Genomic DNA, 18,990 nt, shown 5'->3' with positions numbered 1-18,990 from the left:
AGAAAGAGGTGGAAATGCAGATGAAAAAAGTGAATTTCGGAAGTACGGGAAAACAGGTTCCGGCTATTGTCATGGGATGTATGCGCATGAAAGAACTGACCGTAAAAGAAGCGGCGAAGCTGGTTGATGCGGCAATGGCAGAGGGGGTCGATTTTTTTGATCATGCGGATATTTACGGAGGGGGAGTCTGCGAAGAGCGTTTTAAAGAGGCGGCGGAAGAAGCGAAAATAAGCCGTGAAGATATGTGGATTCAAAGCAAATGCGGAATTGTGCCGGGGGTGATGTACGATTTTTCTAAAGAGCACATCATAAAATCAGCAGAAGATTCTCTGCAAAGACTCGGAACAGATTATCTGGATTCTCTTCTTCTTCACAGACCGGATGCGCTCATGGAACCAGAAGAGGTAGCGGCGGCTTTTGAGGAGCTGCATACGTCGGGGAAAGTGAGATATTTCGGCGTATCGAATCAGAATACGATGCAGATGGAGCTTCTAAGCAGATATGTGAGTGAGCCGCTTATGGCGGATCAGCTCCAGTTTGGCGCTGCTCATGCGTCCATGATCGCGAGCGGAGTGGAAGTAAATATGACGACGCCTGGAAGCGTTGACCGGGATGGAAGCGTATTAGATTATTGCCGGCTGCATGACATTACGATTCAGGCATGGTCGCCATTTCAGTACGGAATGATCGAAGGAGTGTTTTTAAACAGCGACAAGTTTGCGGTTCTAAACGAAAAAATCCGCGAGATTGCAGGAAAGTACGGGGTCAGCGATACAACGATCGCCACCGCGTGGATTTTAAGACATCCCGCGCACATGCAGGTTCTTTCCGGCACAATGAATCTGCAGAGGCTTAGGGAGATCTGTAAGGCATGCGAGATCACTCTTACACGGGAAGAATGGTATGCGATCTATATGGCGGCAGGTCATATGCTTCCATAAACTGCGGCTTTCTCTGGACAACGAATATGAAGTTAAAGCGTGTGTGTAAAAAGGCGAATGCAAAAATACCGGGCGTCAACTTGCTAAAATGATAGGCGCATGATATACTTCTCCTGAAAATAATTTATTTCAGGAGGAGTATTTTTTATGGACGCAGACCCTGCGGGGAATTCTATTTTGTTTAACTTGCTGTTGTTGTTATTTTTCACTTTGCTGAACGCTTTTTTTGCCGGGGCGGAGATGGCGGTCGTATCGGTGAATAAGAACCGGATTCGAAGTATGGCGGATGAAGGAAATAAAAAGGCAAAAGTGATCGAAGGTTTATTTGAGGATTCGACGAAGTTTCTTTCGACGATTCAGGTTGCGATCACATTTGCGGGATTTTATTCGTCGGCATCGGCAGCGTCGGGGATTTCGCCTGTTCTGGCGCAGTCACTTGAGGCTGCAGGCGTTCCGTACAGTTCGCAGATTGCTTACAATGGGGTGACGCTTGTGCTGATGTTTTTTAACCTTGTGTTCGGCGAGCTTGTTCCGAAGAGGATCGCGCTGCAGAAAGCGGAAGCGTTTTGTATGTTTACGGTAATGCCGGTACACTATATATCGATCATACTGTCTCCGTTTATCAAACTTCTTTCCATGTCTACGAAGTTTGTGTTAAAGCTTCTTGGGATGAAAACGGAAGATGAGGAAGAAGCGGTGACGGAAGAGGAAGTGAAAGCGCTTTTAAAAATGGGAAATGAAAGCGGTACATTTGACGATGACGAAAAAGAGATGATCGATTCGGTGTTTAAGTTTGACAGAAGGACTGCAAGAGAGATCATGGTTCCGAGGCGAGAAGTGATAGCATTTGATATTGACGATCCGTTTGAGGAGATGATCGATGAGATCCTTGAGACAAGACATAATCGGATTCCGGTATATGAAGAAAACATTGATAATATTATCGGTGTGCTTCATGTAAAAGATATGATGATCGAGATGCGAAAACATCCGTTGAAGAAAGGAGATGTCAGGCAGATGCTTCGTCAACCGTTCTTTATTCCGGAAACAAAGGAAGCGGATGAACTGTTTCGGATTATGCAGGAGACACGGCATCATATGGCGCTTTTGGTCGATGAGTACGGTGGCTTTTCGGGAATTGTAACGATCGAAAATCTCGTTGAAGAGATCATGGGTGATATTAACGAAGAGTATGAGGAAGTAGTTCCTGAGATAGAGTGTGTCAGAGAAGATGAATACAAGATTGACGGAGGAGTTCTCATTGATGATTTGAACGATGAACTCGGACTGAAGCTTGAAACGGAAAATTATGATACACTGTCGGGATATCTTATTGAAAAACTGGGGCATATTCCCGCAAAAGAAGATCGGGATATCATAGAAACGGATGGTCTGATATTTAAAATCGAAGAAGTGAAAGACAACCGTATCACGCAAGTCCGTCTGCGGATGAAAGACTTGAAATAAAAACCTGTCTGAGTCAGACGATGGGAAAGTTTACAAGAAGACGAAAATTTGAACAGAGAGATGAAAGGAGATACAGTGTAATGAAGATGCTGTCTATTGAAGAAGAGCTGAAGAACAATTCTTATCCGGGGAGAGGGGTCGTTATCGGGAAAACACAGGACGGAACGAAGGCTGTGACGGCTTACTTTATCATGGGAAGAAGTGAGAACAGCAGAAACCGTGTGTTTGTGGAAGAAGGAGAAGGAATCCGTACACAGGCGTTTGATCCGGCAAAACTGGAAGATCCGAGCCTTATTATTTATGCGCCGGTGCGTGTCCTCGGTAATAAAACGATTGTTACAAACGGAGATCAGACAGATACTATCTATGAAGGGATGGATAAGCAGATGACATTCGAGCAGTCACTTCGCTCCCGCGAGTTTGAACCTGACGGTCCGAATTATACGCCGCGTATCTCCGGAGTAATGCATATAGAAAACGGAACGTACAACTATGCAATGTCTATTTTGAAAAGTAATAACGGGAATCCGGAAAGCTGCTGCAGATATACATTTGCATATGAGAATCCGGTTGCGGGAGAGGGACATTTTATCCATACTTATATGTGTGACGGGAATCCTTTGCCGAGTTTTGAAGGAGAACCGAAATTGATCGGAATCCCGAACGATATGGACGAGTTCACCGAGACGTTATGGCACAGCCTGAATGAAGATAATAAAGTATCTCTTTTCGTGCGTTATATCGATATAGAGACAGGAAAGTATGAGACGAAAATCGTAAATAAAAATCATAAATAAAGATTACGAAATAAGGATTACGAATAAGGATCACGAATAAAGATCGCAAATAAAGATTATAAGGAGCGGATAAGAAGATGAAAGAATTAGAATTAAAATATGGATGCAACCCAAATCAGAAACCGTCCAGAATTTATATGAGTGACGGACGTGAACTGCCGATCAAAGTGCTTTGCGGACGTCCGGGGTATATTAATTTTCTTGATGCATTTAATGGATGGCAGCTTGTGTCCGAGTTGAAAAAAGCAACAGGACTTCCGGCGGCAACATCGTTTAAACACGTATCTCCGGCAGGGGCGGCAGTCGGACTTCCGCTTTCTGATACGCTTGCGAAAATTTACTGGGTAGATGATCTCGGGGAGTTGTCTCCGCTGGCCTGCGCATATGCAAGGGCGAGAGGCGCAGACAGAATGTCTTCGTTCGGAGATTTTATTTCGTTGTCTGATGTGTGTGATGTGGATACCGCAAAATTGATCAAGAGAGAAGTTTCCGACGGCGTGATCGCACCGGGATATGAACCGGAGGCTCTTGAAATATTAAAACAAAAGAAAAAAGGAAATTATAATATTATCGAGATCGATCCTGATTATGTTCCGGCAGCGCTTGAGCATAAGGAAGTATTCGGCATCACATTTGAACAGGGAAGAAATGAACTGAATATTGATAAGGACTTCTTCTCTGATGTTGTTACAGAAAACAAAGAGATACCGGAACAGGCGAAGATAGATCTTGCTATTTCCATGATCACTTTGAAATATACACAGTCAAATTCTGTATGTTATGTAAAAGACGGACAGGCGATCGGTATCGGAGCGGGGCAGCAGTCAAGAATACATTGTACACGTCTTGCCGGACAGAAGGCAGACAACTGGTGGCTGCGTCAAAGCCCGAAAGTGCTCGGACTTCAGTTTAAGGACGGTATCGGACGCGCGGACCGTGATAACGCGATCGATCTGTATATCGGCGATGAGTATATGGATCTGCTTGCGGACGGCGTGTGGGAAAATACATTTGCAGTAAAACCTGAAGTGTTTACAAGAGAAGAAAAGAGAGAATGGCTTGATAAAATGACAGATGTTGCTCTTGGATCGGATGCCTTTTTCCCGTTTGGTGACAACATTGAACGCGCGCATAAGAGCGGCGTGAAATATATTGCGCAGCCGGGCGGTTCTGTAAGAGACGATAATGTGATCGCTACATGTAATAAATACGGAATGGCAATGGCATTTACCGGAATTCGCTTATTCCATCATTAAGAAGAGGCGCTGTAACATGATTTTAGAAACGAATAGTCCTCAGGAAACGTTTTCGGCAGGGCGACAGCTTGGAGAAAAAGCATTTCCGGGGCAGGTGATTACTTTGACAGGAGATCTCGGAGTCGGAAAAACTGTTTTTACACAGGGACTTGCCAAAGGACTTGGCATCGAAGAACCGGTAAACAGTCCGACCTTTACGATCGTGCAGGTGTATGACGAAGGAAGACTGCCGCTGTATCATTTTGATGTGTACCGGATCGGGGATATCGAAGAGATGGATGAAGTGGGATTTGAAGAATATGTTATGGGCGACGGTGTTTCGCTGATCGAATGGGCGAATCTGATCGAAGAGATTCTTCCGGAAAACCGGACGGAAGTTATCATAGAAAAAGACTTGGAAAAAGGGTTTGACTATCGGAAGATCATAATCAATGAGATGAAGTGAGGTTCGATCGGATAAGACCGGATAAGACGGTATAAAGTTTGGCGGCAGTGAACTGCGGTTATGAATGAAGAATGGCGGACGAATGCCGGAAGAAAGCGAAAAGGAAAGCAGGATGTAAAGCATGAGAGTTTTGGCAATAGATAGTTCGGGTCTGACAGCTACGGTTGCAATAGTAGAGGACGACACGACGATTGCGGAATTTACAATAAATTATAAAAAGACACATTCACAGACACTTCTGCCGATGATTGATGAAATGGTGAAAATGGTAGAAGCGGATTTGAACACGATTGATGCGATCGCAGTTGCGGGAGGACCGGGATCGTTTACAGGACTTCGGATCGGATCTGCAACAGCAAAAGGTTTGGGGCTTGCGTTAGGCAAGCCCTTGATCCATATACCGACAGCAGATGCGATGGCATACAGTATCTACGGATGCGAGGATATTATATGTCCGATCATGGATGCAAGAAGAAATCAGGTTTATACAGGAATCTACTCTTTTGTTCCGAAAAAGGAGAGTGAAGATTCCGAACACGGACAGATGAAATATGCATTTCAGGTAATACGTGTACAGATGGCGGTTTCAGTGGAAGATTTGATACGAAGGCTGAATATCTATGGACGCAGAGTCGTATTCTTGGGCGATGGAGTACCTGTATATCGCAAGATGCTGGAAAAGGGTCTGAAAGTTCCGTATTTTTTTGCGCCGTCATATTTAAACAGACAGCGTGCGGCAGTGGTAGGAGCGCTTGGTATCCGCTATTTTAAGATGGGACGTTATGAAACGGCGGCAGAACATAAACCGGATTATCTGCGCGTTTCTCAGGCGGAGCGGGAAAGAGCGGCAAAAGAAAAAAATGCGGCTCCGGAAATCCGCCGTATGGTCATGGAAGACGGAGCGGCAATCGCGGAACTGGAGTATAGTTTGTTCCGTGATGCATGGAGTGAAAAATCAATTCTTGAAACGCTGAAACAGCCGAATGCGATTTGTCTGATCGCAGAAAAAGCAGACCGCACGGCGGGATATCTTTTGGCATATACGGCTGCGGAAGAAATGGAAATTGCGCGTATAGGCGTTGTGAAAGAGATGCGGAGGCAAGGGGTTGCCCGGGAACTTTTAGGCGCGCTTGAAAAGATAGGGAAACAGTCGGGAATTGAAAAAATATTGTTGGATGTGCGGTCAGGAAACGAAGCGGCACACAAATTATATACAAGCGAAGGATTTACGGAAGACGGGATCAGAAAGCATTTTTATTCTGACCCTGATGAAGATGCGGTTTTGATGAGCAAAACAGTTAAATAAAATTAATAATGCCAAAAACCGACAAAAACGGAATCGGTTTCCGATAGAAATTTGAAAAAAATTCAGATATACTTTGGGCATAGCGGAAACGTAAATTTCTATTTACAGGAGGATAAGATATGCGCCGATATTATTTGAAAGAAAGAGAAATGATAAAAGAAACCGAGGCGATTATCTGCAATCGGTGCGGAAAAGAAATTGTTGTCAGAAACGGGGAACCCCGGGAAGGCGTATTTAGTGCAGACTGCGAATGGGGGTATTTTTCGGAGAAGGACGGAGAAAGGCATCATTTTGATCTGTGCGAATCTTGTTATGATGATCTTGTGAGTTCTTTTAAAATACCCGTTGACGCAGAGTGAAAAATTAAAACAAAAAGAATGGACAGAAAAATAAATGTTAGATGTATGTTTGTTGGGATGCGGCGGGATGATGCCGCTTCCTTATCGTTATCTGACGGCGCTTATGACGCGGTTTAATGGAAGTAGTATGCTTATAGACTGCGGAGAAGGAACGCAGGTTGCGATTAAAGAAAAAGGATGGAGTTTTAAACCGATTGATGTGATTTGTTTTACACATTATCACGGAGATCATATAAGCGGTCTTCCGGGACTGCTCCTTACGATGGGAAATGCAGACCGTACAGAGCCGCTTACATTGATCGGACCAAAAGGACTTGAGCGGGTGGTGAGCTGCCTTAGAGTGATTGCGCCCGAGCTTCCGTTTCCGATCGTTTTTAAGGAGATAGAAGGCGCTGAACAGACATTCGAGATAAACGGATACAGACTGAAAGCTTTCCGTGTAAATCATAACGTACTTTGTTACGGATATACGATGGAAATTGACCGCGCCGGAAAATTCGATGCTCAGAGGGCAAAAGAACAGGGAATTCCGCTTCCGTATTGGAGCCGGCTTCAAAATGGCGAGACGATTGAGACAGAGGATAAAGTCTATACCCCTGATCTTGTGCTTGGCCCTCCGCGAAAAGGGATAAAACTGACGTACACGACAGACACCCGGCCTACGGACTCGATCAAAGAAAATGCGGCCGGTTCTGATCTGTTTATTTGTGAAGGAATGTACGGAGAACAAGAAAAAGCGGCAAAAGCAGTAGAATACAAGCATATGACGTTCTATGAGGCGGCGGCACTTGCCAAGGAAGCCGAAGTAGAGGAGATGTGGCTGACGCATTACAGTCCGTCGCTGACAAAACCGCAGTATTATATGGATGAGGTGCGCCGTATTTTTCCGAGGGCAAAAGCGGGAAATGACGGCATGACTGCGGAGTTGATGTTTGAAGATTGAGAGGCGTGAAATGAAAGAGATAAGAAACATTAATATTTTGGCGATTGAAAGTTCGTGTGATGAGACTGCGGCTGCAGTTGTCCACAATGGAAGAAAAGTTCTTTCAAACATTATTTCATCGCAGATCGATCTGCACAAATTATATGGCGGAGTTGTTCCGGAAATTGCATCGCGGAAACATATTGAAAAAATCAATCAGGTGATTGAAGAAGCGCTGAAAGAGGCGGAGGTAACATTGAAAGATATTGATGCGGTCGCGGTTACGTACGGCCCGGGACTTGTAGGGGCGCTGCTTGTCGGAGTGGCAGAAGCAAAGGCGATTGCTTATGCGGCGGGGCTTCCGCTTGTCGGCGTGCATCATATAGAAGGGCATATTTCGGCAAATTATATCGAGCATCCCGAATTAGAACCGCCCTTTTTGTGCCTTGTTGCATCCGGGGGGCACACTCATCTTGTATGTGTGAAAGATTACGGAAAGTATGAAATACTTGGAAGAACAAGGGATGATGCGGCAGGAGAAGCTTATGATAAAGTAGCGCGTGCGATCGGATTGGGATATCCGGGAGGACCGAAGATCGACAGAATTGCAAGAGAGGGAAACCCTGATGCAATAAAATTTCCGAAAGCAAATGTAGACGGTGCAAAATATGATTTTAGTTTCAGCGGTTTGAAGTCGGCGGTTCTCAATTATATAAACGGCTGCAAGATGAAAGGTGAAAGTTTTGATCCTGCGGATATTGCCGCATCTTTTCAGAAAGCGGTTGTGGAAGTATTGGTAGAGAAGTCTATGCAGGCGGCGGAAGATTACAGTATGCGCAAATTTGCGATCGCAGGCGGCGTTGCATCTAACACGGCGTTAAGAACGGCTATGGAAGCGGCGTGTGCAAAGCGGGGCATTCAATTCTATCATCCGTCTCCGATTTATTGCACAGATAATGCGGCAATGATAGGCGCAGCAGGATTCTATGAATATCTTGCAGGTACGCGTCATGGATGGGATCTGAATGCGGTGCCGAATTTAAAACTCGGTGAACGATAGAAAAATCAGAAAATATCAAAGATAGAGAATACCAAAGAGATGAGATGTTAAAGACGCAGAGAGTTTAAAAACAGAGAATGACAAAAAGATAGAATGTTAAAGAGCAGAGAGTTTTAAAACAGAGAATGCCAAAAAGATAGAATGTTAAAGACGCGGAGAGTTTTAAAACAGAGAATATCAAAAAGATAGGATGTTAGAGGCAAAGAGTGTTAAAGCCGAAGAATGTCATAGACAGAGAAGATAAAGGTGAGATTGTGGAAGCGGAAGGGGGTGGAACTATGACGAAAGTATATTGTACAGCAATCGTGCTTGCGGCAGGCAGCGGAAAGAGAATGGGAACAAAAGTTCATAAGCAATATTTGCAGTTGTGTGAAAAGCCGGTACTTGCGTATTCCCTGCAGGCATTCCAACAATCCGACCTTATAGATGAGATCATTCTTGTTGTCGGAAAAGGGGAAGAAGAGTTTTGCCGCACAGAGATTGTGGAGAAATATGGCTTTTTTAAAGTACAGAAAATCATATGCGGAGGCGAACAGAGATATCATTCGGTTTGGAACGGTTTAAAAGAGACAAAGGCGGGATATGTATACATCCATGACGGCGCCCGCCCGTTTGTGAATGAAAATATTATTCGCAGGGGATATGAATGTGTGGTGCGGGAACATGCCTGCGCGGCAGGGATGCCTGTAAAAGATACAGTTAAAATCGTAGACGACAATAATATTGTATCCCAGACCCCGGAAAGAAAATATGTGTGGATTGTTCAGACGCCCCAGGTGTTTGATACGGAGTTGATAAAACGTGCATACCGGCTGTTGGAAAAAGAAGGAGAAAGCGCTGTAACGGATGATGCTATGGTTGTGGAAACGATGTTGGGTGAATCGGTCAAATTGTATGAGGGATCTTATGAGAATATAAAAATCACAACTCCCGAAGATTTAAAGGTGGCAGAAGCGTTTGTCGGCAAATAAGTATACTCTTCAAAAATAGAAACAGAGAGTCATAGACAAATTTTGCGCCAGACACCGGCTGTATTGCGGATTTTTCCGAGAAACAGCCGGTATTTTATATCATATAAAGTAGAAAAAACAGTTTAGCAGAAAAATACGCTCTGCAATTATGGAAAAAAGCAAAAAAATCTGTAAAATATAAAATAAGGTCTTGACATAGGAAATGTACATGTGATATCATAACGTACGTTGCACAGGGGAAGTTCAATAAGCCGATTTTCACTGTTGTAAATATGGAGAGGTATCGAAGTGGTCATAACGAGGCGGTCTTGAAAACCGTTTGTCCGAAAGGGCGCGTGGGTTCGAATCCCACCCTCTCCGTTTTTGGAGAAGTACCCAAGTTGGCTGAAGGGGCTCCCCTGGAAAGGGAGTAGGTCGTTAGTAGCGGCGCGAGGGTTCAAATCCCTCCTTCTCCGCTTGATGCGCGAAAAATCTTGTCGAATATTCGGTGAGAATTGCAAACCGTAGTTCGGGAAGCAGGAAAATAGCGTATCAAAATAATATCAGAAAAGTTTTTGAAAAAAGTCAAAAAAGTTCTTGACAAAAACTGACACAAATGATATTATATATGAGCTGACTCGTTGAGAGAAAGCTTCACAAAAAAGAAAATGAAAAAAGTTAAAAAAGTTCTTGACAAATGATAAAGCTTTTGATAAAATGTAAAAGTTGTCACTTGAGAAAGAACAGAGAAAGAACCTTGATAACTGAACAATAGACAACAACCCTTGAAAATTTCTTTAAAGAGAAAAATTTTTAAGAACGGTTTGAAAACAAACCAAAACAGTAAAGAGGGAAAGAATTGCTAGTAGTGATTCTTGACCAAGACAAACACTTTTAACGAGAGTTTGATCCTGGCTCAGGATGAACGCTGGCGGCGTGCCTAACACATGCAAGTCGAGCGAAGCACTTTGCTTAGATTCTTCGGATGAAGAGGATTGTGACTGAGCGGCGGACGGGTGAGTAACGCGTGGGTAACCTGCCTCATACAGGGGGATAACAGTTAGAAATGACTGCTAATACCGCATAAGACCACAGCACCGCATGGTGCGGGGGTAAAAACTCCGGTGGTATGAGATGGACCCGCGTCTGATTAGCTAGTTGGTAAGGTAACGGCTTACCAAGGCGACGATCAGTAGCCGACCTGAGAGGGTGACCGGCCACATTGGGACTGAGACACGGCCCAAACTCCTACGGGAGGCAGCAGTGGGGAATATTGCACAATGGGGGAAACCCTGATGCAGCGACGCCGCGTGAGCGAAGAAGTATTTCGGTATGTAAAGCTCTATCAGCAGGGAAGAAAATGACGGTACCTGACTAAGAAGCACCGGCTAAATACGTGCCAGCAGCCGCGGTAATACGTATGGTGCAAGCGTTATCCGGATTTACTGGGTGTAAAGGGAGCGTAGACGGATGGGCAAGTCTGATGTGAAAACCCGGGGCTCAACCCCGGGACTGCATTGGAAACTGTTCATCTAGAGTGCTGGAGAGGTAAGTGGAATTCCTAGTGTAGCGGTGAAATGCGTAGATATTAGGAGGAACACCAGTGGCGAAGGCGGCTTACTGGACAGTAACTGACGTTGAGGCTCGAAAGCGTGGGGAGCAAACAGGATTAGATACCCTGGTAGTCCACGCCGTAAACGATGACTACTAGGTGTCGGGTGGCAAAGCCATTCGGTGCCGCAGCAAACGCAATAAGTAGTCCACCTGGGGAGTACGTTCGCAAGAATGAAACTCAAAGGAATTGACGGGGACCCGCACAAGCGGTGGAGCATGTGGTTTAATTCGAAGCAACGCGAAGAACCTTACCTGCTCTTGACATCCCGCTGACCGGACGGTAATGCGTCCTTCCCTTCGGGGCAGCGGAGACAGGTGGTGCATGGTTGTCGTCAGCTCGTGTCGTGAGATGTTGGGTTAAGTCCCGCAACGAGCGCAACCCCTATCTTTAGTAGCCAGCGGCCAGGCCGGGCACTCTAGAGAGACTGCCGGGGATAACCCGGAGGAAGGTGGGGATGACGTCAAATCATCATGCCCCTTATGAGCAGGGCTACACACGTGCTACAATGGCGTAAACAAAGGGAAGCGAGACCGCGAGGTGGAGCAAATCCCAAAAATAACGTCTCAGTTCGGATTGTAGTCTGCAACTCGACTACATGAAGCTGGAATCGCTAGTAATCGCGAATCAGAATGTCGCGGTGAATACGTTCCCGGGTCTTGTACACACCGCCCGTCACACCATGGGAGTCAGTAACGCCCGAAGTCAGTGACCCAACCGTAAGGAGGGAGCTGCCGAAGGCGGGACCGATAACTGGGGTGAAGTCGTAACAAGGTAGCCGTATCGGAAGGTGCGGCTGGATCACCTCCTTTCTAAGGAAGAAATAACTTCTTTCGTCTGGAACAATCCAACTAAAACGGAAGAAGAAGTAAAGTGAGTCGTTGTCTATTGTTTAGTCATCAAGGATGACAAAACTTTTTGGTGGCGATGCGTTCAGGGGTAACACCCGTTCCCATCCCGAACACGATGGTTAAGACCTGAACGGCCGATGGTACTGCACTGGAGACGGTGTGGGAGAGTAGGTGGCCGCCAAATCAAAAAAAGAAAAAACGAAGACAGAAACGCTGTCGAAGTTTAGAATAAATACAGGCAGGGATGAGCAACACCTCGTCAAGCCAACCCAATCAGCAGGGCAGTGCTGTTGGAATAACTGGGTTCACCAGTGATTAGAGTTTAAAAGAGATTTTAAGTTCTAATGACTGATGAAAGATCAGTCAAGATGTGTACCTTGAAAACTGCATACAGAGAAAATCAATGATAAGATAAAATATCTAATCAAGACATCCGAGGTAATGTTATTTAACAATTACTATAAAGTTTGAAGAAAACAAACTAAAAATAAATTGGCCTAGAACCAACACATGTAACGCTATACATGTGTGGATAGAAGTTCATTCCCGTGAACAACTATCGTTTGGTTATGCTGATAAGAGCGTATGGTGGATGCCTTGGCACTAAGAGCCGATGAAAGACGTGATAAGCTGCGAAAAGCTTCGGGGAGGGGCAAATACCCATCGATCCGGAGATTTCTGAATGGGGAAACCTAACTGAGCAAACCTCAGTTATCCTGACGCCAATCCATAACGTCAGGAAGGGAACCCGGTGAACTGAAACATCTAAGTAGCCGGAGGAAGAGAAAACAACATGTGATTCTGTGAGTAGCGGCGAGCGAAAACGGAAGAGCCCAAACCGGGATGCGTGCATCCCGGGGTTCGGACCGCGGAATTGATTCAACAAGTTTAGCAGAACAGTTTTGGGAAAGCTGACCAAAGAGGGTGAAAGTCCCGTAAGCGAAAGGCGAGTTGACATGGCGGTATCCAGAGTAGGTCGAGACACGTGGAACCTTGACTGAATATGCGGGGACCACCCCGTAAGGCTAAATACTCCTTAGTGACCGATAGCGCATAGTACTGTGAAGGAAAGGTGAAAAGGACCCCGGGAGGGGAGTGAAAAAGAACCTGAAACCATATGTTTACAAGCTGTGGAACATCTTTATATGATGAACCGCGTACTTTTTGTAGAACGGTCCGGCGAGTTACGCTGGCTGGCGAGGTTAAGCACTGAAGGTGCGGAGCCGAAGGGAAACCAAGTCTGAACAGGGCGAAAGTCAGTCGGAGTAGACCCGAAACCGGGTGATCTATCCATGTCCAGGTTGAAGTTGCCGTAAAAGGCAATGGAGGCCGAACCCACATCCGTTGAAAAGGGTGGGGATGAGGTGTGGATAGGGGAGAAATTCCAATCGAACCCGGAGATAGCTGGTTCTCCTCGAAATAGCTTTAGGGCTAGCCTCATACAAGTCTTGCGGAGGTAGAGCACTGAATTCCTACGGGGGCGTCAAAGCTTACCAAGGGATATCAAACTCCGAATGCCGTGTAGATGATGTATGGGAGTCAGACTATCCGAGATAAGTTGGGTAGTCGAAAGGGAAAGAGCCCAGACCTGCAGCTAAGGCCCCAAAATGTGTGTTAAGTGGAAAAGGATGTGGGATTTCGAAGACAACTAGGATGTTGGCTTAGAAGCAGCCATCCATTAAAAGAGTGCGTAATAGCTCACTAGTCGAGAGTCTGCGCCGAAAATGTCCGGGGCTGAAACACACTGCCGAAGCTCAGGAATCTGCGAATGCAGGTTGGTAGAGGAGCATTCTTAAAGAGACGAAGCTGTACCGAAAGGAGCAGTGGATTTTTAAGAAGAGAGAATGCCGGAATGAGTAGCGAGAAAGAGGTGAGAATCCTCTTGGCCGAATATCTAAGGTTTCCAGGGTAAAGCTGATCTGCCCTGGGTAAGTCGGGGCCTAAGGCGAGGTCGAAAGACGTAGTCGATGGATAACAGGTTGAAATTCCTGTACTATCCTGTAACAGAACTGTGGGGACGCAGACAGAGAGCACAAGCCGGGAATGGAAAGACCGGTGCAAGCGAGGTAGGAGTACATCAGGCAAATCCGGTGTGCAATCCGAAGACGTGATGCGGATCGAAAAGAAGTAGAGAAGTGTGTGAGCTGGCTGCCAAGAAAAGCCGCTATTGTTTACAGGATACCCGTACCGTAAACCGACACAGGTGGATGAGGAGAGAATCCTAAGGCCGACGGGAGAAGCATTGTTAAGGAACTCGGCAAAATGACTCCGTAACTTCGGGAGAAGGAGTGCCATGCGAATGGCCGCAGAGAATTGGCCCAAGCAACTGTTTAGCAAAAACACAGGTCTATGCGAAACCGAAAGGTGAGGTATATGGGCTGACGCCTGCCCGGTGCTGGAAGGTTAAGGGGAGAGGTTAGCGCAAGCGAAGCTTTGAACTTAAGCCCCAGTAAACGGCGGCCGTAACTATAACGGTCCTAAGGTAGCGAAATTCCTTGTCGGGTAAGTTCCGACCCGCACGAAAGGCGTAATGATTTGGGCACTGTCTCAACAATGCACCCGGTGAAATTGAAATACCAGTGAAGATGCTGGTTACCTGCGCCAGGACGGAAAGACCCCATGGAGCTTTACTCTAGCTTGATACTGGGATTCGATATTGCATGTACAGGATAGGTGGGAGACTAGGAAGTGGTGACGCCAGTTGCCATGGAGTCAATGTTGGGATACCACCCTTGCAGTATTGGGTTTCTAACCAGCAGCCGTGATCCGGCTGGGGGACAATGTCAGGTGGGGAGTTTGACTGGGGCGGTCGCCTCCGAAAGGGTATCGGAGGCGCTCAAAGGTTCCCTCAGAATGGTTGGAAACCATTCGAAGAGTGCAAAGGCAGAAGGGAGCTTGACTGCGACACCGACGGGTGGAGCAGGTACGAAAGTAGGACTTAGTGATCCGGTGGTATAAAGTGGGATTGCCATCGCTCAACGGATAAAAGCTACCCTGGGGATAACAGGCTTATCACTCCCAAGAGTTCACATCGACGGAGTGGTTTGGCACCTCGATGTCGGCTCATCGCATCCTGGGGCTGTAGTCGGGCCCAAGGGTTGGGCTGTTCGCCCATTAAAGCGGTACGCGAGCTGGGTTCAGAACGTCGTGAGACAGTTCGGTCCCTATCCGGCGTGGGCGTAGGATATTTGAGAGGAGCTGCCCTTAGTACGAGATAACCGGGGTGGACTGGCCGCTGGTGTATCTGTTGTATTACCAAGTGCATAGCAGAGTAGCCAAGCCGGGAAGGGATAAACGCTGAAGGCATCTAAGCGTGAAGCCCCCCTCAAGATGAGATATCCCATAACGTCAAGTTAGTAAGACCCCTTGAAGACGACGAGGTAGATAGGGCAGAGGTGGAAGTGTGGTAACACATGGAGCTGACTGTTACTAATAGGTCGAGGGCATAACCAAAGCGGAGATAGGCACATGTCGTTGGTTAGCATCTGTGTTTTAGATGCTTATCAAAGACGGTACCCGTAAGGGTAGGATGAAAAAAGATTCTTTGTATGTAGTTTTGAAGGTACACAAAACAAAATATTCCTCCTTAGCTCAGTCGGTAGAGCATTCGGCTGTTAACCGAAGTGTCGTTGGTTCAAGTCCAACAGGGGGAGCTTAGAAAGCCTTATATTACATGTGTAGTATGAGGCTTTTTAGTTCAACAGCCTTGTTTATTATCTGTTTGCAATTTTCCTCTTATTTTTGGAGAAAATATCTTGCAAAATAAACATATATATGATAATATATAAATCGCTGTTAAGGAAAACAGTAAAGTATGGCCCCGTGGTCAAGCGGTTAAGACATCGCCCTTTCACGGCGGTAACACGGGTTCGATTCCCGTCGGGGTCATTTGCAGATTTTTGCAATATGTAAGTATTATGCCGATGTGGCTCAATTGGCAGAGCAGCTGATTTGTAATCAGCAGGTTATCGGTTCAAGTCCGATCATCGGCTTTGTTCCTAAGGGAACAGACATCATTATGGACCTTTAGCTCAGTTGGTTAGAGCAACCGGCTCATAACCGGTCGGTCCTGGGTTCGAGTCCCCGAAGGTCCATTTATGGCCCAGTGGCTCAGTTGGTTAGAGCGCCGCCCTGTCACGGCGGAGGTCGAGAGTTCGAGTCTCTTCTGGGTCGTTTCTCTTATTGATTACCAATAGGAGAAAACAATTTGATAGTTGCCGCAGTGGCGGAACAGGCAGACGCCCGGGACTTAAAATCCCGTGGGTAGTGATACCCGTACCGGTTCGATTCCGGTCTGCGGCATTAAGTAAAAAGTAGGAGAAACGTTGAATTTACAGCGTTTCTCTTATTTTTTTGTTTTAAAATGTTTGAACACCTTTGAACACTTTATGATGAAATACCAAGATTCTGAAAAGCAAGCCTGTCATTCTTCCTCTTATTGACATTCCGCAAGTAATGCAATGTTGTAGCTGTCTCACTATGTCCCATTAAATAACTAAGGGTTGTAAGATTATTTCCGTCAAAAGCTGTTGAAGCATTGTAAAAGCGGATTTTATGACTGGAATGATAAGGAACACAGGCTTCTTTGCAATATTTCTTCAAACGGCGGTTAAAGCTGTCTGTTGTCATAATCTCGCCGTTGGGTTCAAAGACATATATTCCATTTGGATTTAATTCCTTTGCTTTGTGAAGAATTTTAAGTGCTTCGTCTGTAAGGAACTGTTTACGGAATCCATGAGAAGTATTTCCTTTCATTTGATTTACTACTTTTACTTTTCGGCTTGAGAATGTTAAATCATCATTCAATGTACGTTCACAGGTCGCCTGTCTGTGAAGATATACAAGCCTGTTATTGTAGTCAATATCTTCCCAACGGATAGCTTTTGTTTCTCCAACACGGATAAACAGATAGAAAGATAACTGTATTGCAAGAGAATATGGCTCTATGATACACCGAAGATAATTTAATAACTTATGCGTATCATCACGGGAAAATACATTGTCACTTTGTATTTCTACTGGTTTATAGGTAAACTGTTTGAAATTCACATCAGAGACAGGATTATGTGATATAATTTCTTCTTCGATCGCATAACTCATGATTCCATTCAAAACAGAACGGGCATTACTGACTCGCTTGTGCGTGAACTGTCGGTCTTTTGTAGCTTCTCTGAAAAAGCGGATAAGCGTGATTGGTTTGATTTCGCCTATCTTCATTTTAACAAGTTCTGTATCTTTGAAAAATCTATTCCATTCAGATACATATTCTTGAATTGTTTTTGCTTTTACGGAAGTATAATCTCTTTTATACAAAAGCCATTCAGCATATAATTCTTCTAGTGTGACATTCTGACGGTTTTCAGCTTTCTGCTTTTCGATATAAAATCTGATGATTTCTTTTTCAAGGTTCTCTTTACTCTTCCTCTTAACAGGACGGCGTTTGTTAGGTTTGGTTTCATCGGGTAAATAAGTACGCCAGCTTTTTTCTGATTCCGAGTAATAAATTTCATATTTGTGATTCTCCAAGATTTTTTTATTTGCCATAATTTTAAAATCTTTGAAGACTTCATCTGTGGTCATGTTAGCACAGGTGGCTAACGTATTCAATAATGTTATATCTGAAAACGTAACGGGATTATCCATAAGATTCCCCCTTTACGCAAGGATTTTCTTTTTTAATTTTGATGTAGATAACACTGCTGTCCTTTAAGCATGAACCAGTAGATAAGAAAGCGTTGGTATCGTAAATTTGCCTTGTGTATTCTTTCTGAAAGACGATATTTTCTTTTTGTAAGTCATGTAAAATGTCTTCGGTCAGCATGACTTTTGTTTCGTGTGGAACTTTCAGATTTTGAGATTTAAAAAAGGCTTTTTTCTTATGTTCTTTCAAATCAAGGTCTTTTCCAAAATACTTGCTAAGATAACGACCTCTGTTTTCTTTGCTGTCTACATCAATGCGATTGATTTTAATAAATCCATGTGACCATAAATTCTGTAATTTTTCTTTTGCTATATACGGAAAATCAAAGAAAATAACATGATAATGGATTGCTCCACGCTTCTGTTTCTCCCACGTTGCAAGGTATTTTAATAACTGGGTTTTGGTATGGTACAAATAATAATTTAATCGCTGGATAAAATACTTAAATTCTCGGTTAGTTATCAGGATTTCCTGAATGTTTTCTTTAAATGTCAGCGTTACAAATTTTGTTTTGTTATCAAAGTTGCAGTCAACAATACGGGCAATATCCCAACGAGCCTGTTCGTAATGCTTCTGCTTGCGTTTTAAACTGTCATATTGCTTATGAGCTGACATTTCATCAAATTTTTTTCGGTTACTTGTGTCTGTTAAATCTGCCTTTTCTTTCGAGTGAATAAAAATAGGGTTTTCGTAAATATATACTTCTTTTGTAGTAGGAGTTTCAATGATTTTCATATTGTATGCAAAACACTCTTTTGTTTTGCTCACGAATCTCACCTCATATCCCAATTTTTGTAATGAATGTTCCGATTATTTTCGGAAGATGTTGTTTTATATATCAAGTATAGAGGTCAGCCAGTTCAGCACCTATGACGTTGTCCGGCACTGACTGGCTGACATAGTAGGGAAATTATTTCATTCCCACTTTTCTGATATTAGAAGCTTCTGCTTTGACAGAAAGACGTCCATTATAGAGACTAGCCCAAGTATGTAATCCATCAAATGAGACTGGAATCTGCCCTTTTTGTTCAAGTTCTTCGTTGGTAACAATCGCTGTGTTAGCTTTAATGCCTACTTTGACTTTTTCAAACTTTAATTTTGGGAGAAGAACTGTATAGTAGAATCCTAATTTTTCTTTTGTAGAAAAGTCTACCCAGTCAGAAACTTCTACTAACTGAAATTCCTCTTGCAGTTTGTCTGGATTTAAAATAAAGTCATTTCCTCTAATCATCGTTTCACCTCCTTATAGATATCTGATTATCAGATATTAAGATAATCTTATGATAAAACAAGCATTACAGAATGTCAATAGAAAATATCTGA

13 protein-coding genes, 8 tRNA genes and 3 rRNA genes are annotated in these 18,990 nt (G+C 44.4%); 21 read left to right on the top strand and 3 right to left on the bottom strand.

The window, feature by feature from the left end:
• Positions 1-14: 14 nt before the first annotated feature.
• The 21 genes from ACH9UM_RS09030 (at position 15) to ACH9UM_RS08930 (ending at position 16,268) form a co-directional block, all read left to right on the top strand.
• Positions 15-941, top strand: a complete 927-nt coding sequence (locus ACH9UM_RS09030; RefSeq protein WP_004847565.1) for an aldo/keto reductase family oxidoreductase — start codon at positions 15-17, stop codon at positions 939-941.
• 147 nt (positions 942-1,088) lie between these two features.
• Positions 1,089-2,408: a hemolysin family protein gene (locus tag ACH9UM_RS09025; RefSeq protein ID WP_009243714.1), complete on the top strand. Its 1,320-nt coding sequence runs from the start codon at positions 1,089-1,091 to the stop codon at positions 2,406-2,408.
• Positions 2,409-2,488: 80 nt separating this feature from the next.
• A complete protein-coding gene (locus tag ACH9UM_RS09020) occupies positions 2,489-3,205 on the top strand; it encodes an IMP cyclohydrolase (protein ID WP_044998220.1) in 717 nt (238 codons plus the stop codon).
• A 77-nt stretch (positions 3,206-3,282) separates the two neighbouring features.
• Complete coding sequence (locus ACH9UM_RS09015) at positions 3,283-4,461, top strand: phosphoribosylaminoimidazolecarboxamide formyltransferase (protein WP_004847561.1); 1,179 nt, start codon at positions 3,283-3,285, stop codon at positions 4,459-4,461.
• A gap of 16 nt (positions 4,462-4,477) precedes the next feature.
• Positions 4,478-4,906, top strand: coding sequence for a tRNA (adenosine(37)-N6)-threonylcarbamoyltransferase complex ATPase subunit type 1 TsaE (tsaE, locus tag ACH9UM_RS09010; protein ID WP_009243712.1), 429 nt, complete (start codon positions 4,478-4,480; stop codon positions 4,904-4,906).
• A 121-nt stretch (positions 4,907-5,027) separates the two neighbouring features.
• On the top strand, positions 5,028-6,212 hold the full coding sequence (tsaB, locus tag ACH9UM_RS09005; RefSeq protein WP_004847559.1) for a tRNA (adenosine(37)-N6)-threonylcarbamoyltransferase complex dimerization subunit type 1 TsaB: 1,185 nt from the start codon (positions 5,028-5,030) through the stop codon (positions 6,210-6,212).
• 119 nt (positions 6,213-6,331) lie between these two features.
• Positions 6,332-6,571, top strand: coding sequence for a hypothetical protein (locus tag ACH9UM_RS09000; protein WP_009243711.1), 240 nt, complete (start codon positions 6,332-6,334; stop codon positions 6,569-6,571).
• Positions 6,572-6,605: 34 nt separating this feature from the next.
• Complete coding sequence (locus ACH9UM_RS08995; RefSeq protein ID WP_009243710.1) at positions 6,606-7,514, top strand: ribonuclease Z; 909 nt, start codon at positions 6,606-6,608, stop codon at positions 7,512-7,514.
• Positions 7,515-7,524: 10 nt separating this feature from the next.
• On the top strand, positions 7,525-8,553 hold the full coding sequence (gene tsaD / locus ACH9UM_RS08990; protein WP_004847556.1) for a tRNA (adenosine(37)-N6)-threonylcarbamoyltransferase complex transferase subunit TsaD: 1,029 nt from the start codon (positions 7,525-7,527) through the stop codon (positions 8,551-8,553).
• Positions 8,554-8,759: 206 nt separating this feature from the next.
• Complete coding sequence (gene ispD / locus ACH9UM_RS08985; protein WP_009243709.1) at positions 8,760-9,524, top strand: 2-C-methyl-D-erythritol 4-phosphate cytidylyltransferase; 765 nt, start codon at positions 8,760-8,762, stop codon at positions 9,522-9,524.
• Between the two features lie 274 nt (positions 9,525-9,798).
• Positions 9,799-9,884, top strand: a tRNA-Ser gene (locus ACH9UM_RS08980).
• Between the two features lie 5 nt (positions 9,885-9,889).
• Positions 9,890-9,979, top strand: a tRNA-Ser gene (locus ACH9UM_RS08975).
• Positions 9,980-10,396: 417 nt separating this feature from the next.
• Positions 10,397-11,927: ribosomal RNA gene (locus tag ACH9UM_RS08970) — 16S ribosomal RNA — on the top strand.
• Between the two features lie 105 nt (positions 11,928-12,032).
• Positions 12,033-12,150: ribosomal RNA gene (rrf, locus tag ACH9UM_RS08965) — 5S ribosomal RNA — on the top strand.
• 381 nt (positions 12,151-12,531) lie between these two features.
• Positions 12,532-15,419: ribosomal RNA gene (locus ACH9UM_RS08960) — 23S ribosomal RNA — on the top strand.
• The 16S, 23S and 5S rRNA genes sit together here with 8 tRNA genes alongside, the layout of an rRNA operon.
• 127 nt (positions 15,420-15,546) lie before the next feature.
• Positions 15,547-15,619 (top strand) — tRNA-Asn (locus tag ACH9UM_RS08955).
• A gap of 163 nt (positions 15,620-15,782) precedes the next feature.
• Positions 15,783-15,854, top strand: a tRNA-Glu gene (locus ACH9UM_RS08950).
• Between the two features lie 31 nt (positions 15,855-15,885).
• Positions 15,886-15,958: transfer RNA gene (locus ACH9UM_RS08945), tRNA-Thr, on the top strand.
• A gap of 28 nt (positions 15,959-15,986) precedes the next feature.
• A tRNA-Ile gene (locus tag ACH9UM_RS08940) sits at positions 15,987-16,060 on the top strand.
• Positions 16,061-16,065: 5 nt separating this feature from the next.
• A tRNA-Asp gene (locus tag ACH9UM_RS08935) sits at positions 16,066-16,139 on the top strand.
• 43 nt (positions 16,140-16,182) lie between these two features.
• Positions 16,183-16,268, top strand: a tRNA-Leu gene (locus ACH9UM_RS08930).
• Between the two features lie 84 nt (positions 16,269-16,352).
• On the opposite strand, the gene ACH9UM_RS08925 is transcribed toward ACH9UM_RS08930, so the two are convergent.
• The 3 genes from ACH9UM_RS08925 to ACH9UM_RS08915 all read right to left on the bottom strand — a co-directional run bounded on the left by ACH9UM_RS08925 (position 16,353) and on the right by ACH9UM_RS08915 (position 18,898).
• Entirely contained in the window at positions 16,353-17,609 is a 1,257-nt protein-coding gene (locus ACH9UM_RS08925) for a tyrosine-type recombinase/integrase (protein ID WP_400091111.1), read from the bottom strand.
• Entirely contained in the window at positions 17,602-18,435 is an 834-nt protein-coding gene (locus ACH9UM_RS08920) for a Rep protein (RefSeq protein ID WP_400091110.1), read from the bottom strand. Before ACH9UM_RS08920 ends, ACH9UM_RS08925 begins: the two co-directional genes overlap by 8 nt.
• Before the next feature lie 142 nt (positions 18,436-18,577).
• A complete protein-coding gene (locus ACH9UM_RS08915; protein ID WP_005330993.1) occupies positions 18,578-18,898 on the bottom strand; it encodes a hypothetical protein in 321 nt (106 codons plus the stop codon).
• Between the last annotated feature and the right edge of the window lie 92 nt (positions 18,899-18,990).

This window comes from Mediterraneibacter torques (assembly GCF_044591705.1).
Taxonomy (GTDB): Bacteria; Bacillota; Clostridia; order Lachnospirales; family Lachnospiraceae; genus Mediterraneibacter; species Mediterraneibacter torques.
This window is presented reverse-complemented; position numbering and strand designations above follow the sequence as displayed.

Bases quoted from the DNA above. Each gene is read 5' to 3' on its own strand.
- tsaB (WP_004847559.1), top strand. From the start codon at position 5,028: ATGAGAGTTTTGGCAATAGATAGTTCGGGTCTGACAGCTACGGTTGCA.
- ACH9UM_RS09030 (WP_004847565.1), top strand. From the start codon at position 15: ATGCAGATGAAAAAAGTGAATTTCGGAAGTACGGGAAAACAGGTTCCG.
- tsaD (WP_004847556.1), top strand. From the start codon at position 7,525: ATGAAAGAGATAAGAAACATTAATATTTTGGCGATTGAAAGTTCGTGT.
- ACH9UM_RS08925 (WP_400091111.1), bottom strand. From the start codon at position 17,609: ATGGATAATCCCGTTACGTTTTCAGATATAACATTATTGAATACGTTA.
- ACH9UM_RS09020 (WP_044998220.1), top strand. From the start codon at position 2,489: ATGAAGATGCTGTCTATTGAAGAAGAGCTGAAGAACAATTCTTATCCG.
- ACH9UM_RS08995 (WP_009243710.1), top strand. From the start codon at position 6,606: ATGTTAGATGTATGTTTGTTGGGATGCGGCGGGATGATGCCGCTTCCT.
- ACH9UM_RS09015 (WP_004847561.1), top strand. From the start codon at position 3,283: ATGAAAGAATTAGAATTAAAATATGGATGCAACCCAAATCAGAAACCG.
- tsaE (WP_009243712.1), top strand. From the start codon at position 4,478: ATGATTTTAGAAACGAATAGTCCTCAGGAAACGTTTTCGGCAGGGCGA.
- ACH9UM_RS08915 (WP_005330993.1), bottom strand. From the start codon at position 18,898: ATGATTAGAGGAAATGACTTTATTTTAAATCCAGACAAACTGCAAGAG.
- ACH9UM_RS09025 (WP_009243714.1), top strand. From the start codon at position 1,089: ATGGACGCAGACCCTGCGGGGAATTCTATTTTGTTTAACTTGCTGTTG.
- ACH9UM_RS09000 (WP_009243711.1), top strand. From the start codon at position 6,332: ATGCGCCGATATTATTTGAAAGAAAGAGAAATGATAAAAGAAACCGAG.